Consider the following 15,546-nt stretch of genomic DNA (forward strand, 5'->3'; position numbering starts at 1 on the left):
ACTATTCCTTAATTTGAATTTTCTGACCGACAAATACTTTGCCATGCTTTAATTTTGGGTTTAATTTCAATATCTTGTCTGGAGAAATACCATATAAACGACCGACGGCATAAATGGTTTGATTTTTCTCCATAACGTGATATTTCGGTACTTCTTTTATTTTTTCTGTGCCTACTTTTTTATCCGTTTGTTTATTTTTCTCGGTTTTGCTGTCTTTGTTCTTTTCAGTAGTTGATTTTACTGGCGCATTTTTTTCATGTTCATTGCTTGGTTTTGTTTTAGTGCTAGCTGGGATTTTAAGCTTATCACCAATTTTCAGCTCTTTTTGTTTAAGCTGATTGAGTGCCATAATATCTTTAACGCTCACTTGATATTTTTTCGCAATTCTATCCAAGCGTTCTCCCGATTTCACTTGATGAACAACACCGCTTTCTTTAATGGATTGTTTTTCAGTATTATTCTGTTCTGTTTTTTCTTTTGATGATTCAATGACTTTTTTCTCTGTGGCAGGAATTTTAATCGTTTCACCAATCCACAATTCCTTACGTTTCAATTTGTTTAACGTCAGAATATCAGCTGAACTTACCGCATATTTTTGTGCTAAACCACCAAGGGTTTCGCCTTTTTTAACTTTATGGCGAACACCACTATCTTTTATTGTGTTTTCAGTTACTTTTTTGTCTTCTACCTGATTTTTTTCTTCTTTTTTATTCTCTTTCTTATCTTCTTTTCCTTTGTCTGAATTTTTCTCTGTTTGCGTTTCTTTGTATGACACAGTGGTATTTACATCTAAGCCACCATTACGGCGACGATAATCTACCAATCCCTGATAAATAATATAAGCAATACGTTTACGATAAGCGCTGGTACTTAATTTTGCTTCTTCTTCAGTGTTGGATAAAAAGCCGGTTTCAACTAATACAGAAGGAATGTCTGGCGAACGTAATACACCTAAACTGGCATGCTGTGGTTTGCTTCGACTGAGTTGGGTAATTTTGGCGAAATTGCGTAAAATCGCATTGCCCATTTCATAGCCGACACGTTGGCTGTGTCCAAATTGGAGATCCAATACGGTTTGATTAAGATAGACTTCATTACTATTAGAAAGCACTCTGCCAGCACCACCAAGCAGTTCAGATTGCTTTTCATGATCTTCTAACCATTGTCCCATTTCATCATTTGCACGACGATTGGATAATACCCAAACGGAAGCACCTCTCAGTGCATTATTTGTTGAGGAATCCGCATGAATGGATATCAAATAATTGGCTTTATTACGGCGAGCAATTTCCGAACGAGCAGGAACAGAAATATAATAATCGCCTGAACGCGTTAGAACGCCACGAAAATTAGGATCTTTATCCAACAAGGCTTTTAATTCTTTAGCAATGGATAAGGTGACGTTTTTTTCATAAATGTTGAGATTGCGTCCAATGGCACCGGGATCTTTGCCCCCATGTCCTGGATCAATCGCAATTGTCCAAGCCACTGAAAATGAAAAACTGGAAAAAAGTGCGGTGAAAATTAATACTAAAATTCTTCTCATTTTATTATTATGCAATCTGTTGAATAACCTGTTGTCCTAATGAACTGTTCGCAACTAATTCAATATGGCGAGCCTCATTAGCATAAGAAATATTGACAATTAAATCAGCGCTGGTTAATAAATTTGCGCCTTTTTCTGCCCATTCAATCAAGCAAATACTGTTTGCTGAAAAATAATCACGAATTCCCATAAATTCTAATTCTTCGGGATCATTGAGACGATATAAATCAAAGTGATAAATGCGTAATTGTTGTAATTGATATTCTTCCACTAATGTATAGGTTGGACTTTTTACATTACCCTTATGACCTAACCCCTGAATCATTCCGCGACTTAATGTGGTTTTACCTGCACCTAAATCTCCATTCAAATAGACCACAAAGCCATTTTGTGCGGATAAAGGTGCAATAATATGAGCTAATGTTTTACCAAATTGGCAGGTCATTTCTTCATTAGCAAGATATGTTGTATAAGTCGGGTTCATCATGAGAATTAACGCAAAATCAATATAAAATAACGCAAAATTATACCGCACTTTATATTGATTCTAAAGGGACAAGCGGACTTTATTTGTCACTAGGATAAAATAAATCCATACAAAAAATAAGTATTAATCTGAATTACCTATCGAATTTATTTGAGTAAACCATTTTCATTCTTGGGCGAATAGTATTATACTTAACCCACTTTCAACGCATCTTGTAGCAAAGAAAGGAAGACCTTTTATTTATCATTTATGGAGAATTATTATGGCAATTAATTCAATTGGTTTATCTTCTGAATCATCTAAAACATTAGCGCAAGAATTAAACAATTTATTAGCAAGCTACCAAGTGTTTTACACCAATGTTCGTGGATATCACTGGAACATTAAAGGTTGTAACTTCTTTGAATTACACGCAAAATTTGAAGAAATCTATGATGACTTAGTGGTTAAAGTAGATGAAATTGCAGAACGTATTTTAACTTTAGGTCACACACCTAATAACGGTTTCAGCCAATATTTAAGCGTTTCACGCATTAAAGAAGATATCGGCGTGAGCGATGCTCAATCTTGCTTAAAAGGCACATTAGAAGGTTTCAAAACCTTATTAAAACAACAACGTGAAATTTTAGCGCTTGCTGGTGAAGTGGATGACGAAGGTACAGCTTCACAAATGAGCGATTACATTACTGAACAAGAAAAATTAATTTGGATGTTTAGCTCAGCTTGTGGTTGCTGCAACGGTTAATTTCTCTGATTAAACAAAAAAGTGCGGTGATTTTTACCGCACTTTTTTTATTGCGCTTAAAACGAAAAAAGACGCTTTTTAAAGCGTCTTTTAAGAATTTGGAGCGGGAAACGAGGCTCGAACTCGCGACCCCGACCTTGGCAAGGTCGTGCTCTACCAACTGAGCTATTCCCGCATGCTGTTTGTCTAAAACAGGGCTTATTATACGAAGATTTTTATTCTGTGCAAGCGAAAATTTTTTAAAACAATTCACTTGACTGAATTTTAATCTAATTTAATAAAATGTTGTCGATAATAAGCTAATTCTTTGATGCTTTCTTTAATATCATCTAATGCAAGATGTGTATTGCCTTTTTGTAATCCATCTAAAATTTCAGGTTTCCAACGGCGAGCCAGTTCTTTTAATGTGCTGACATCTAAATGGCGGTAGTGAAAATATTCTGCTAAATCAGGCATGTATTTAAATAAAAAGCGTTTATCTTGCGCAATACTATTGCCACAAATTGGTGAGGCACCTTTGGGGACCCACTTTTTTAAGAAATCAATGGTTTGTAATTCAGCTGCACGTTCTGTTAATTTGCTTTGTTTGACTCGATCAACCAAACCATTTTCAGTATGGGTTTTGACACACCAATCGCTCATTTTATTTAATAATTCATCGGATTGATGAATGGCTAATACGGGTCCCTCCGCTAAAATATTAAGATTTTTGTCTGTAACGATGGTTGCAATTTCAATAATTCGCTCTTTTTCGGGATCTAAGCCCGTCATTTCTAAATCAATCCAAATGAGATTTTCTTTATCTTGTGCCATAATTTAAGGTATCCTATACAAAATTTTGTCCTATTTTAACTAAAATTACGATAAAAAACGACCGCACTTTTAAGGAATTCAGATTGGCAAAGCATAAACTTACTCAAAACCAGAAACGTCGTATTCATGCTAATAATGCAAAAGCATTGGATCGTCATCGTCGCCAAGCGAAAAAAGATATTGATTGGCAAGAGGATATGTTAGGCGAAACCCAAGATGGCGTGGTGGTAGTGCGTTATTCTATGCACGCAGACGTGGAAAATAAAGATGGGAAGGTTTTTCGCTGTAATTTGCGCCGTACTTTGTCAAATGTGGTGGTGGGTGATTTGGTTGTTTGGCGTGAAGGTCATCAGCAATTACAGGGTATTAGTGGTGTGATAGAAGCGGTTTTACCGCGTAAAAACGAGTTAAGTCGTCCAGATTATTATGATGGTTTAAAAGTGATGGCGTCGAATATCGACCGTATTATTATTGTGTCAGCGGTGTTGCCAACGCTGTCATTAAATATTATTGATCGCTATTTGGTCATTTGTGAAACAGCCAATATTCCAGCGGTGATTGTATTAAATAAAGTGGATTTATTATCTGAACAAGAATACCAACAAGCTGAGCAACAACTTAAAATTTATCAAGATATTGGTTATCAAACCATGATGATATCAGCGAAGACGGGTAAAAATATGTCAGAATTGACCGCACTTTTAACGGAAGGGATATCCATATTTGTGGGGCAATCAGGAGTAGGGAAATCAAGTTTAGTCAATCAAATTTTACCTGAAGTGAATGCGCAAACGGGCGAAATTAGTAGTGTGTCAGGGCTAGGACAACATACGACTACCGCTTCTCGTTTATATCATTTATCGCAAGGCGGTCATTTAATTGATAGTCCGGGTATTCGAGAATTTGGTTTGTGGCATTTAGAGGCAGATCAAATCACAAAAGGTTATAGGGAATTTCAAGCATTTTTAGGCACTTGTAAATTTAGAGATTGCAAGCATTTACAAGATCCGCAATGTGCATTACGAGAAGCGGTGGAACAAGGCAAGATTCATCCTACGCGTTTTGAAAATTATCATCGTTTGATTTTAAGTCGGGAAGAAAATAAATCTCAGCGACATTTTGTTGAATAAAGCAAAAATACAAAGACCGCTCTTTAAAAGTGCGGTCTTTTTTATACTATTTTTATTTTTCGTGCGGGTTACGCGTGTTGGTTCCTGATAGATTTCTCATTAGTAATGCATAATCTAATTCGATATCTTGTGGAATATCCAGGAACACGAAATGTCCATCGCCTAGTCCAGCTTCAACAGTTTCATTTTTACGATTTAGCAAACGTTGAATTTTGAATGTGATGTTGCCTTTTGGAGTCATCATTTCCACTTCATCGCCTAGTAAAAATTTGTTTTTAACTGCAACTTCCGCCATACCTTGTTCATTACGTTTACCCGTAAATTCGCCCACGAATTGTTGACGCTCAGAAATGGAATAGCCATATTCATAATTTTGATATTCATCATGCGTATGACGACGTAAGAAACCCTCGGTATAACCGCGATGTGCTAGGCTTTCTAATGTATCCATTAAGCTTTCATCAAATGGTTTGCCTGCTGCTGCATCATCAATAGCTTTACGATAAACTTGCGCGGTTCTTGCACAATAATAAAAGGATTTTGTTCGTCCTTCGATTTTTAATGAGTGAACACCTAATTGCGTTAATTTTTCCACATGTTGAACTGCTCGTAGATCTTTTGAGTTCATAAAGTAAGTGCCATGTTCATCTTCAAAGGCAGTCATTTGTTCATCTGGACGATTAGGTTCTGTGTAGAGGAACACCTTGTCTGTTGTGCTACCTTCGCCTAACGTTGGCTCAATATTTTTGACTTCAATTTCCGGTTGATATTTTTGCACATCGTTTTTAGGGACGATATTTCCCACATCATCCGTTGTGCCTTCTTGCATTTTATATTCCCAACGGCAAGCATTGGTACAAGTGCCTTGATTTGGGTCGCGTTTGTTAATGTATCCTGATAATAAACAGCGTCCAGAATAAGCCATGCATAATGCACCATGAACGAAAATTTCTAATTCAATATCAGGCACTTGTTCGCGAATTTCTGCAATTTCTTCAATGGAAAGTTCACGAGATAAAATTACGCGTGTTAATCCCATTTGTTTCCAGAATTTCACTGTTGCCCAGTTCACCGCATTGGCTTGTACGGATAAATGGATATCCATTTCAGGAAAATGCTCACGCACCAACATAATTAAACCTGGATCAGACATAATCAGTGCATCGGGTTGCATATCGACCACAACTTGCAGATCTTTAATGAAGGTTTTGAGTTTGGAATTATGTGGCGCAATGTTGACCACCACATAGAATTTTTTGCCTAAATTATGGGCTTCTTCAATGGCAATTTTTAAATTGGCATGATTGAATTCATTGTTACGCACACGCAAGCTATAGCGAGGTTGCCCTGCATAAACCGCATCTGCACCATAGGCAAAGGCGTAACGCATATTTTTTAATGTTCCCGCAGGGGAAAGGAGTTCGGGTTTGAATGTCATAAATTTCTCTCTGAGTACAAGTCAGTAATTTGCCGAGGCAAATTGTTAAAGGTGCAGTATTTTAGCAGAAATTGTGGTAAAGTGCGGTGCAATTTTCGCAAATTTTAGGAATTTTTATGTCAGAGCAACAACTTAATAATTTTTCGTTAATTAGCCGTTTATTTGGTAATTTATTTTATCGTTCACCAACAGATCCTATTTTGGCGAGCGTATTTAACTGGTTACAGCAAAAGGGTTTGCAACAGGTTTGGGCGTTAGAAACGGATAAAAATACGCAAGCAGCGATTGAAAGTTTACAAATGCCATTGGACGTTAATTTGTTAGCACAAGAATACCAGCGTTTATTCGTGGGTGAAAAGGCGATTTCAACGGCAATATCCGATTACGGTATTGATGTGGCGGAATTTGTGGCATTTCGACAAGAACGTGCTATGCCAGAAGTAGAAAGTACGGATCATTTTGCTTTAGTTTTTTTAACTGCTTCTTGGATTGAGGATAATTTGGATTCACCGCAGGCACAGCTTGAGCTATTTGAACGCTTTTTATTGCCTTGTGCTAATTTATTTCTGAACAAGGTGGAGCAACAAGCTAATTTGCCTTTCTATCGTGCTTTAGCCTTGCTATCTCGTGAAATTTTAGCAGCAATGGCAGATGAATTAGAGGAAGTTCAGGCATAAGTTATGATTCATTTAAAGCAAGTCCAGTTTCAATATAAAACCATGGCAATGCAATTTGACTTGCATATTCAAGCAGGTGAAAAAGTGGCGGTGATTGGAGCAAGTGGCGCAGGGAAGAGCACTTTGTTGAATTTAATTGCAGGTTTTGAATTCGCCCATCAAGGCGAAATTTGGCTAAATGGCGAAAATCATTTCTCAACGCAACCCCATCAACGTCCCGTTTCGATGCTATTTCAGGAAAATAATTTATTCCCACATTTGACGGTTTATCAAAATATTGCTTTGGGGATTAAACCCAATTTAACGTTGGATGAACAGCAAAAACAAGCGGTAGAGCAGGCAGCAACTGCGGTAGGTTTGTCTGCATTTTTATCGCAGAAACCCACTTCACTTTCAGGTGGACAAAAACAGCGCGTTGCTTTAGCTCGTTGCTTGTTACGTGATAAACCAATTTTATTGTTAGATGAACCCTTTTCTGCTTTAGATCCCCAATTACGCCAAGAAATGCTTCAGTTGCTATTAACATTATGTGAACAGAAGAAGATTACTTTAGTATTGGTTACTCACCAACCTAATGAATTAGAAGGGAAAATTGATCGCCTTATTCAGGTAGAAAATGGCAAAATTATATAAATGAATATTCAAAGTGCGGTGCATTTTTGTTAAGTTTTAAAACTTTCAAAAAATACACCGCACTTTTTATTCTGCTGGTCGCGCTTCTTCTACTGGCGCTTTTGTTTCTGTTGGCGTAGATTGCTCAACTGGTTTTGGCGACATGGCACAGAAATTTTGTGCGTTATCTATCCATACAGGGATATTGCGTACTGGCGAATAGCAATTCCAACCGCCGTAAGCGTTCACCCCAACCCATTTTATATTTTGTGGTTTGCTTGGTTTAAGTGGGGAAATTTCAGCACGACGAAGATAATTTTTATAAATTTCTAAGGCACCACTTGCGCCTGTTAAGCCAGTGCTGCCGTTATCATCACGTCCTAGCCAAATTGTAGCAACATTTTGACCGTCTATACCCACATACCAGGTATCACGCGCATCATTGGTAGTGCCCGTTTTTCCTGCTAATTTTAATTCAGCAAAATCATTCATTAGGCTTCGTGCTGTTCCGCGTTCAACCACTTGTTGCATAGCATATAATGTTTGGAATGCAGCTTCCGCTGGCACAACTTGTTCGGGTTCTGTTGAATGTTCATGTAACAATTGACCCTGACGATTGCTAATGGAATTAATGGTGCTAATCGGAATTTTACCGCCATTATTTGCAATCACTTGGTAAGATTTTGTTACATCATAAGGAGAGATACTGTATGAGCCTAGTAACATTGCCGGCACTTTGGGGATATTCACGCGATCCCATCCCATTGCTTTTTGGGTTTCAATTACCTGTGTTAATCCTACTTTCATACCGATGTTGACCGTTGGAATATTAAGGGAGCGTGCAAGCGCATCCATTAATAGCACAGAGCCACTATAACGGCGATCGTAGTTACGAGGTTGCCAAGGTGGACTACCTTTAATATTAATAGTAATAGGTTGATTGTTAATGGCTGTATTTAAACGGAATTGTTGTGGATTGCTTAATGCTGTTAAATAAACGGAAGGTTTTACCAAAGAACCAATTTGACGATTTGCCATGATCGCGCGGTTAAAACCAGCATATTGTGTTTGTGTGCCACCAACGATGGCGCGAATTTCACCATTATGATAATCAGCAACAACCATGGCAGCCTGTAAATGTGGATTTTTCACTTTAAGCTGCAATTCTCTTGTTGCATTTACAACCGCTTGTTCCGCATAAGCTTGCTGTTTTATGTCCATATTGGTAAAAATTCTCGCCCCCAGTAAATCGGCTGGTTTGATGTGGGTGAGATTTTGGCGTAGTTCAGATTGCAATGTTTGAATAAAGGCAGGATAAGGGCGTGAGATATTCCCTTTTTCTTGCACACCTAATGGGCGCTGGCTGAGCATATCAAATAATTCTCTATCAATCATTTGATGTTCTAACATTAGACCTAATACAACATTGCGACGATTTTTCGCATTTTCAGGATTACGCCAAGGGTTATATAAAGAAGGGCCTTTTACCATGCCGACCAACAGAGCTATTTGGTCTAAACTGATTTCGCGTACTGGGCGCCCAAAGAAAAAGTGGCTCGCTAATTCAAAACCATGAATTTGGCTGTCGCCATTTTGTCCTAAATAAATTTCGTTTAAATAGGTTTCTAAAATGGTATTTTTGTCGTAACGCCAATCTAAAATCACCGCCATTAAGGCTTCATTGATTTTTCGAGTGAAAGAACGTTCATTGCTTAAAAAGAGGTTTTTAACTAATTGTTGGGTTAATGTACTTCCACCTTGAACAGTATGCCCAGCTTTGATATTGGTAAACATCGCGCGCGCAATGCCTAATGGACTAATTCCATCATGTTCATAGAAACGACGATCTTCAGTGAGGATTAGTGTATCAATTAATAAGCGCGGGTAATTTTGTAGCGGTATTGCTAAGCGTTCTTCTTTATCTGATTCGGATTGCAACATAGCAATGAGTTTTGGTGCCAAGCGAAAATCATTAATTGTTTTACGATTAATTAAATCTTCAATGACAACTAATTTTTCATCATGGAAACGCAAACGAAATACGCGTTGTGCTTCTGCTACATCGGGGAAAGGGAAAGCACGACGTAATAAAACAATACTATCGTTTTCAATTTTAAAATCACCTGGTGCTGCCACGATAGTTGTCTGACGATAATCATTATTTAGCAACAATTGAATAACATCATTTAGATTGAGATTATCTTGCAAGCGGATACTTTCAATACGACTATACACTTCGGTGGGGAGTCGCCAAATTTGTCCATCCATTTTTGAACGAATTTGCGAGTCCAAATAAGCGCCATAAGCAAAGGCTAAACAACCGACAGTAAAAATCGTTTTAGCAAAAAACAGTTTCCATTTGTGCTTTTTGGCGAAAGGTATTTGTTCGGTGGATTGTTCCGTTTGTTTTTCTTGAGGATGTTGTTCCGATGACATTAAATAATCCTAGTTTCCATGCAAACTGGCACAATTCTAGCACAATTTTATTTTCTGCGTGTAGCCTCTCTTGTTAACCCTTTTCTTTTTTTAGCAATGAGAATAAAAAGAGCAGTGCAGCAGCGATAACCACAGAGGGACCTGCGGCAGTATTGTAAAACATGGAAAATGCCAAGCCCATATTCACTGCAATCATACTCACAACAATAGCAACAACTACCATGGTTTCCGGAGTACGAGCAAAACGTCTTGCCGTAGCGGCAGGGATAATAAGTAATGAAGTGATGATTAAAGCACCAACAATTTTCATGCTGAGAGCGATCGTAAGTGCGGTTAAAATCATTAACAAAAATCGCATTTTCTTAATGTTAATCCCTTCAACTTGGGCAAGATCTGGGCTAACGGTTGCTGAAATAAGTGGTTTCCAATAAAACACTAATAGCGACAATACGATGATTACGCCACATAAAATATAAAGCACATCATCAAAATTGACGGATAGAAGATCACCAAATAAATAACTCATTAAGTCGACACGAACGTTTTGTAATAAGCCAACGGTAACCAAGCCTAAAGACAAGCAACTATGGGCAATGATGCCTAATAAAGTATCTACGGCAAATTGGGTGCTATTTTCTAACCAGACCATCACAATGGCAAGGATTAAAGTGAGGATTAAAATCGCAACATAGGGATTGATTTCAAAGAAAATACCAAGAGCTACACCTAATAAAGCAGAATGTGCAAGAGTATCGCCAAAATAGGCCATTTTACGCCACACAACAAAAGCGCCTAAAGGTGCGGTAATAAAAGAAAGTAGCATGCCGGCAAGCCAAGCGGGAAAAATAATATCAAACATAATGATGACCTATTTATTTATGTTGTGCGCAAGTCGTCTGACCTTGGCAACAAATATCGCCATGCATATCGTGGCGATGATTATGATGGTGAGTATAAAAGGCAGTGTTTTTAACAAACTGATCACCAAATAATCGGATAAATTGTGGATTATTAGACAAAATCTCTGGTGTGCCTGCACAACAAATATGTTGATTAATACAAAGCACTTCATTTGTATCCGCCATCACAATATGTAAATCATGGGAAACCATTAAAACGGCACAATTTAATTTTTCTCTGGTTTGATGAATTAATTGGTACAATTCCGCTTGTCCTCCTAAATCAACGCCTTGAGTTGGCTCGTCTAATACTAATAAATGGGGTTTGTTCAAAATAGCCCGAGCAATTAAAACGCGCTGCATTTCACCACCCGATAATTTTTGTAGGATATTTTTTTGTAAATGAGAAATAGATAATAATGAAAGTGCGGTTAAAATTTCGTGTTTTTTCACGCCTTTCTTTAAGGACAAAAATTTTTCTACTGTAATCGGTAAAGTTGGATCGATATACAATTTTTGTGGTACATAACCAATGGATAGCCCTTTTTTATAAATTACTTCGCCTGAGGTTGGGGTAAGCAATTTGAGTAACACTTTTAAAAATGTTGATTTCCCACCACCATTTGGACCAACAATGGTAATGACCGAATTAGGATAAATTCGGAAATTAATATCTTGTAATGCAATTTTTTGTGGAAAACGTACACTAATCGATTTTAATTCGACTAAAGGTTCGTTTATTGCTGAACGAATGGAATGAATTAGCATAAGTGGATATCGGTGGCAAAATAAAATGGCGTTTAACATAGCTTATTTTATGCAATAAAACAAGTTTAAGTGCTTAAAAAATGAATGATATGAGTTATTTACTCATTTCTCTGATTTTTTTATTGTGTATAATGAATTTTCTTTATTTATGCTTGTCATAAAAACAGCCATTTAGAATTAGGATCATTATTATAGTGAAGCAAATCAAGTTAGCTCGTGATAGACGCAAAAGAAAATCTTACATTAAAGCTGGGGTTTTCTTTTTGGCTTTGCTATGCATTATCACAGGGGGAATTCTCAGTTTAAAGGATACTGTAGAGAATAATGAACCTATTAATATTACTTCGACGCAAGAACAAGCTGAATTTCAACATCTCAAACCAACCTCAACTCAATCTGACGAAAATCTAAATAATGAAGATTCATCTTCTATTGTTCAAACCACCTCAGATCAAAATGAAGAGAATGCAACCTCTTATGATGATGAATTGTTAGAAAAGGATGATGAGTCCGACCAAATCGATTTAACTCAAGATAAATTACCTGAAGATGCACAGAATGTATTGGATGATTTATTGGATGCGGTTGATCAAGCAAAACGCATCACCGATCAATTCTCTCATACTATTGTGAAAGGGGATAAGTTAAAAGATGTATTAGAAATGTCTGGTTTAGAAGATGAAACTAGCCAAAAATTAATTGCAAGCTACCCCGAGTTAAAAAATTTAAAACCGGGTCAGCAAGTCTATTGGATTTTAGATAATGAAAATGAACTAGAATATTTAAACTGGCTTATTTCTGAAAGAGAAGAGCGCATTTATGAACGCAAAGAGAGTGGACAGTTTGCGCGTCAAATTATAGAGAAGAAAAGTATCTGGAAGAAAGATGTGCTAAAAGGTCAGATAGAGAACAGCTTACGAGCTAGTTTACAAAAATTGGGTTTAGATAATCGACAAATTCATCAATTAAGCACCGCGCTTCAATGGCAAGTGAATGTAGCCAAATTAAAAAAAGGTGATAAGTTTGCAGTATTAGTATCACGTGAATACTTAGGTGATAAGTTAACTGGTCAAGGTAATGTTGAGGCCATTCATATTGTGGCGAGTGGCAAAAGCTATTACGCCATTCAAGCAAATAATGGACGCTACTATAATCGCCAAGGTGAAACAATTAGCAAAGGTTTCGCTCGTATCCCATTGCAGCGACAAGCAAGAATATCTTCGCCTTTTAACCCTCGCAGACGCCATCCTGTAACTGGGCGTGTCCGACCACACAAAGGAACTGATTTTGCTTTACCTGTGGGCACACCTGTTATTGCTCCTGCTGATGCTGTTGTTGAAAAAGTGGCGTATCAAAGTGGCGGTGCGGGACGATATGTTGTTTTACGCCATGGTCGTGAATATCAAACTGTCTATATGCATCTCAGCAAAGCGCTTGTGAGAGCAGGACAATCTGTTAAGCGAGGAGAACGGATTGCTTTATCTGGCAATACGGGGATTTCAACAGGCGCCCATTTGCATTATGAGTTTCATATAAATGGACGACCAGTTAATCCGATGACGGTTAAATTACCGGGTGGAAATACGGGAATGGCAGATAGCGAACGTAAAACGTTCTTAGTGAGAGCTAAGGCAGTTGAAAGACAATTAAAAATATAAGCATTTATTAGGATAAATAATAAAGCGCGGTGGAAAAATGACTTTTTTTAACCGCGCTTTTGTTTTAGTATTAAGTTCTACTTTCATACATTAAAACAATGAAAAGAGAATCACTTAACTAAAAGTATCGACTTTTTAATAATAGCTGATATAATACAGACAATGTTTATGAATGTTCGTTCATTTTTATTTTGTAATAAAAATGTAAGATTGAACAAAAATAAACCAATATTTAGTTTCTTTGCTTATAAAACAACCAAAAAAGCAAAAAAATGTTTGATTTTTCCTATTTAGGATTGGATAATACGCCCACTTTTGAAATGTTCTTCTTGATATAGATCAAGGTAGAATTGAATTTGTCAAAAGGAATAGGGCAAATTCAACCCTAGTAGGCAAATCTAGTGCTATAAATCTTTATAGCTAAGATAAAATAAAAGGTACATCTTTTGTACTCGGAATTCAGCTGAATCCAGCTGATATTTTTGAAATTAGATGACTAAAAAGTAAGAGGATCATCACAATGAAAAAAACAGCTATCGCATTAGCTATCGCTGGTTTAGCAGCGGCATCAGTTGCACAAGCAGCTCCACAAGAAAACACTTTCTATGCTGGTGCTAAAGCAGGTTGGGCATCATTCCATGACGGTTATACTCAATATGAAGATGCTGCAAATGGTTTAGGTACACTTAAAAACTCTGTAACTTACGGCGTTTTCGGTGGTTATCAAATTTTAAACCAAGACAACATGGGTCTTGCAGTAGAATTAGGTTACGATGACTTCGGTCGTGCTAAATTACGTGAAAATGGCGTAACTTCTGCAAAACACACTAACCATGGTGCACACTTAAGCTTAAAACCAAGCTATGAAGTATTACCAGGTTTAGATGTTTACGGTAAAGTTGGTGCAGCATTAGTTCGTTCTGACTACAAAACTCAAAAAGGTTTCACTAACAACTTCAATGGCGTTGAGCGTACACATAGCTTAAAAACTTCATTACTTTTAGGCGCTGGTGTTGAGTATGCAATTCTTCCAGAATTAGCGTTCCGTGTTGAATACCAATGGTTAAACAACGTGGGTAAATTAAAAAATGCTGATGGTACACGTTTCGACTATACTCCAGAAATCCACAGCGTAACTGCAGGTTTATCTTACCGTTTCGGTCAAGGTGCTCCAGTTGTAGCTCCTGAAGTTGTGAACAAAACTTTCACTTTAAACAGTGATGTTACTTTCGCATTCGGTAAATCAACATTAAAACCTGAAGCTGCTTCTACTTTAGATGGTATCTATGGCGAAATCGCTCAAGTTGCTAGCCCAGCAGTTGCAGTAAATGGTTATGCTGACCGTATCGGTAAAGATGCAGCAAACTTAAAACTTTCTCAACGTCGTGCTGAAACAGTTGCTAACTACTTAGTATCTAAAGGTTTAGATTCTAACGCTGTAACTGCAACTGGTTACGGTGAAGCTAACCCAGTAACTGGCAACGCTTGTGACGCAGTTAAAGGTCGTAAAGCATTAATCGCTTGCTTAGCGCCAGACCGTCGCGTTGAAGTTCAAGTTCAAGGTAACAAACAAGTTACTATGTAATTTGAGATATCTAATTATTAGTTAGATTTATTCCGAAAAGACCTAAACTTAGTTTAGGTCTTTTTCTGTATTATGCGATATTCATTGAACTAAGTTTCAGTTTATTTGTCTTAATACTGATTTTATTTTTATAAAAGGAAACTTTAGAATGAAAAAATGGTTACTTATTCTTGTTGTTGCTGTTGTTGCTGGCTTTACATTAATGTCTAGCTACAATGGTTTAGTGAAAGCTGAAGAAGAAATTGATTCTGTGTGGGCGAATGTTGAATCTCAATACCAGCGTCGTGCGGATATGATTCCAAATTTAGTGAATACAGTGAAAGGTCAAGCTAATTTTGAAAAAGAAACCTTAACAGGTGTGATTGAAGCACGTGCTAAAGCAACACAGGTTAAAATTGATCCAGCAAATATGACGGAAGAGCAATTAACGCAATTCCAACAAAACCAAGATTCTGTTGGTTCAGCGCTTTCTCGTTTACTTGTTAGCGTAGAAAAATATCCAGAATTAAAAGCACATGATGGTTTTAATAACTTACAAGCTCAGTTAGAAGGTACTGAAAATCGCATTAATAAAGCACGTAATGACTTTAATGCGGCAGCAAAAATTTATAACCAAAAAGTGCGCCAATTCCCAACAAAATTAGCAGCGTTGATTTTAGGCTTTAAAGAAAAACCTTACTTTAAATCAACCGCTGGTGCAGAAAATGCACCAACAGTGAACTTCCAATAAGATTAATTGAATTTATATGGGG

The 15,546-nt window shown here is 37.2% G+C and carries 14 protein-coding genes and 1 tRNA gene; 7 read left to right on the forward strand and 8 right to left on the reverse strand.

Going from position 1 to position 15,546, the window contains the following annotated elements:
- Position 1 precedes the first annotated feature (1 nt).
- Both ACT2CV_RS02555 and tsaE read right to left on the reverse strand, forming a co-directional pair.
- The gene (locus tag ACT2CV_RS02555; protein ID WP_464972586.1) at positions 2 to 1,546 is read right to left on the reverse strand and encodes an N-acetylmuramoyl-L-alanine amidase; all 1,545 of its coding nucleotides are present in this window, start codon (positions 1,544 to 1,546) and stop codon (positions 2 to 4) included.
- Between the two features lie 7 nt (positions 1,547 to 1,553).
- A complete protein-coding gene (gene tsaE / locus ACT2CV_RS02560; protein ID WP_464974013.1) occupies positions 1,554 to 2,030 on the reverse strand; it encodes a tRNA (adenosine(37)-N6)-threonylcarbamoyltransferase complex ATPase subunit type 1 TsaE in 477 nt (158 codons plus the stop codon).
- A gap of 265 nt (positions 2,031 to 2,295) precedes the next feature.
- Here tsaE and ACT2CV_RS02565 point away from each other — a divergent pair, with 265 nt between their 5' ends.
- Positions 2,296 to 2,778, forward strand: a complete 483-nt coding sequence (locus ACT2CV_RS02565; RefSeq protein WP_464972585.1) for a Dps family protein — start codon at positions 2,296 to 2,298, stop codon at positions 2,776 to 2,778.
- 99 nt (positions 2,779 to 2,877) lie between these two features.
- Here ACT2CV_RS02565 and ACT2CV_RS02570 read toward each other — a convergent pair.
- Positions 2,878 to 2,953: transfer RNA gene (locus tag ACT2CV_RS02570), tRNA-Gly, on the reverse strand.
- Between the two features lie 89 nt (positions 2,954 to 3,042).
- The gene (gene orn, locus ACT2CV_RS02575) at positions 3,043 to 3,591 is read right to left on the reverse strand and encodes an oligoribonuclease (protein ID WP_464972584.1); all 549 of its coding nucleotides are present in this window, start codon (positions 3,589 to 3,591) and stop codon (positions 3,043 to 3,045) included.
- Between the two features lie 83 nt (positions 3,592 to 3,674).
- Between orn and rsgA the strand changes: the two genes are divergently transcribed.
- A complete protein-coding gene (gene rsgA / locus ACT2CV_RS02580) occupies positions 3,675 to 4,721 on the forward strand; it encodes a small ribosomal subunit biogenesis GTPase RsgA (protein ID WP_464972583.1) in 1,047 nt (348 codons plus the stop codon).
- Between the two features lie 52 nt (positions 4,722 to 4,773).
- Here the strand turns inward: rsgA and trhP are convergent, their stop codons facing one another.
- Entirely contained in the window at positions 4,774 to 6,159 is a 1,386-nt protein-coding gene (trhP, locus tag ACT2CV_RS02585; protein WP_464972582.1) for a prephenate-dependent tRNA uridine(34) hydroxylase TrhP, read from the reverse strand.
- 116 nt (positions 6,160 to 6,275) lie between these two features.
- Between trhP and ACT2CV_RS02590 the strand changes: the two genes are divergently transcribed.
- Positions 6,276 to 6,836, forward strand: a complete 561-nt coding sequence (locus tag ACT2CV_RS02590) for a TorD/DmsD family molecular chaperone (RefSeq protein WP_464972581.1) — start codon at positions 6,276 to 6,278, stop codon at positions 6,834 to 6,836.
- Between the two features lie 3 nt (positions 6,837 to 6,839).
- Positions 6,840 to 7,469, forward strand: a complete 630-nt coding sequence (gene thiQ / locus ACT2CV_RS02595; protein ID WP_464972580.1) for a thiamine ABC transporter ATP-binding protein — start codon at positions 6,840 to 6,842, stop codon at positions 7,467 to 7,469.
- Between the two features lie 66 nt (positions 7,470 to 7,535).
- Here thiQ and mrcB read toward each other — a convergent pair whose 3' ends face one another.
- From mrcB to znuC, 3 genes are all read right to left on the reverse strand, one after another.
- Positions 7,536 to 9,884 (reverse strand): penicillin-binding protein 1B, encoded by a 2,349-nt coding sequence (gene mrcB, locus ACT2CV_RS02600; protein ID WP_464972579.1) that lies wholly within the window; start codon positions 9,882 to 9,884, stop codon positions 7,536 to 7,538.
- A 73-nt stretch (positions 9,885 to 9,957) separates the two neighbouring features.
- Complete coding sequence (gene znuB, locus ACT2CV_RS02605; RefSeq protein WP_464972578.1) at positions 9,958 to 10,743, reverse strand: zinc ABC transporter permease subunit ZnuB; 786 nt, start codon at positions 10,741 to 10,743, stop codon at positions 9,958 to 9,960.
- 13 nt (positions 10,744 to 10,756) lie between these two features.
- Entirely contained in the window at positions 10,757 to 11,551 is a 795-nt protein-coding gene (gene znuC, locus ACT2CV_RS02610) for a zinc ABC transporter ATP-binding protein ZnuC (RefSeq protein WP_464972577.1), read from the reverse strand.
- Between the two features lie 194 nt (positions 11,552 to 11,745).
- Between znuC and mepM the strand changes: the two genes are divergently transcribed.
- The 3 genes from mepM (at position 11,746) to ACT2CV_RS02625 (ending at position 15,524) form a co-directional block, all read left to right on the forward strand.
- Positions 11,746 to 13,209, forward strand: coding sequence for a murein DD-endopeptidase MepM (gene mepM / locus ACT2CV_RS02615; protein ID WP_464972576.1), 1,464 nt, complete (start codon positions 11,746 to 11,748; stop codon positions 13,207 to 13,209).
- A gap of 520 nt (positions 13,210 to 13,729) precedes the next feature.
- Positions 13,730 to 14,794 (forward strand): porin OmpA, encoded by a 1,065-nt coding sequence (gene ompA / locus ACT2CV_RS02620; RefSeq protein WP_464972575.1) that lies wholly within the window; start codon positions 13,730 to 13,732, stop codon positions 14,792 to 14,794.
- 148 nt (positions 14,795 to 14,942) lie between these two features.
- Positions 14,943 to 15,524 (forward strand): LemA family protein, encoded by a 582-nt coding sequence (locus ACT2CV_RS02625; protein WP_464972574.1) that lies wholly within the window; start codon positions 14,943 to 14,945, stop codon positions 15,522 to 15,524.
- Positions 15,525 to 15,546: the final 22 nt, after the last annotated feature.

This window comes from Reella acinonychis (genome assembly GCF_052384575.1).
In the GTDB taxonomy this organism is placed as follows: Bacteria; Pseudomonadota; Gammaproteobacteria; order Enterobacterales; family Pasteurellaceae; genus JBQSUQ01.

Bases quoted from the DNA above. Each gene is read 5' to 3' on its own strand.
- ACT2CV_RS02555 (WP_464972586.1), bottom strand. From the start codon at position 1,546: ATGAGAAGAATTTTAGTATTAATTTTCACCGCACTTTTTTCCAGTTTT.
- tsaE (WP_464974013.1), bottom strand. From the start codon at position 2,030: ATGAACCCGACTTATACAACATATCTTGCTAATGAAGAAATGACCTGC.
- ACT2CV_RS02565 (WP_464972585.1), top strand. From the start codon at position 2,296: ATGGCAATTAATTCAATTGGTTTATCTTCTGAATCATCTAAAACATTA.
- orn (WP_464972584.1), bottom strand. From the start codon at position 3,591: ATGGCACAAGATAAAGAAAATCTCATTTGGATTGATTTAGAAATGACG.
- trhP (WP_464972582.1), bottom strand. From the start codon at position 6,159: ATGACATTCAAACCCGAACTCCTTTCCCCTGCGGGAACATTAAAAAAT.
- ACT2CV_RS02590 (WP_464972581.1), top strand. From the start codon at position 6,276: ATGTCAGAGCAACAACTTAATAATTTTTCGTTAATTAGCCGTTTATTT.
- thiQ (WP_464972580.1), top strand. From the start codon at position 6,840: ATGATTCATTTAAAGCAAGTCCAGTTTCAATATAAAACCATGGCAATG.
- mrcB (WP_464972579.1), bottom strand. From the start codon at position 9,884: ATGTCATCGGAACAACATCCTCAAGAAAAACAAACGGAACAATCCACC.
- znuB (WP_464972578.1), bottom strand. From the start codon at position 10,743: ATGTTTGATATTATTTTTCCCGCTTGGCTTGCCGGCATGCTACTTTCT.
- znuC (WP_464972577.1), bottom strand. From the start codon at position 11,551: ATGCTAATTCATTCCATTCGTTCAGCAATAAACGAACCTTTAGTCGAA.
- ompA (WP_464972575.1), top strand. From the start codon at position 13,730: ATGAAAAAAACAGCTATCGCATTAGCTATCGCTGGTTTAGCAGCGGCA.
- ACT2CV_RS02625 (WP_464972574.1), top strand. From the start codon at position 14,943: ATGAAAAAATGGTTACTTATTCTTGTTGTTGCTGTTGTTGCTGGCTTT.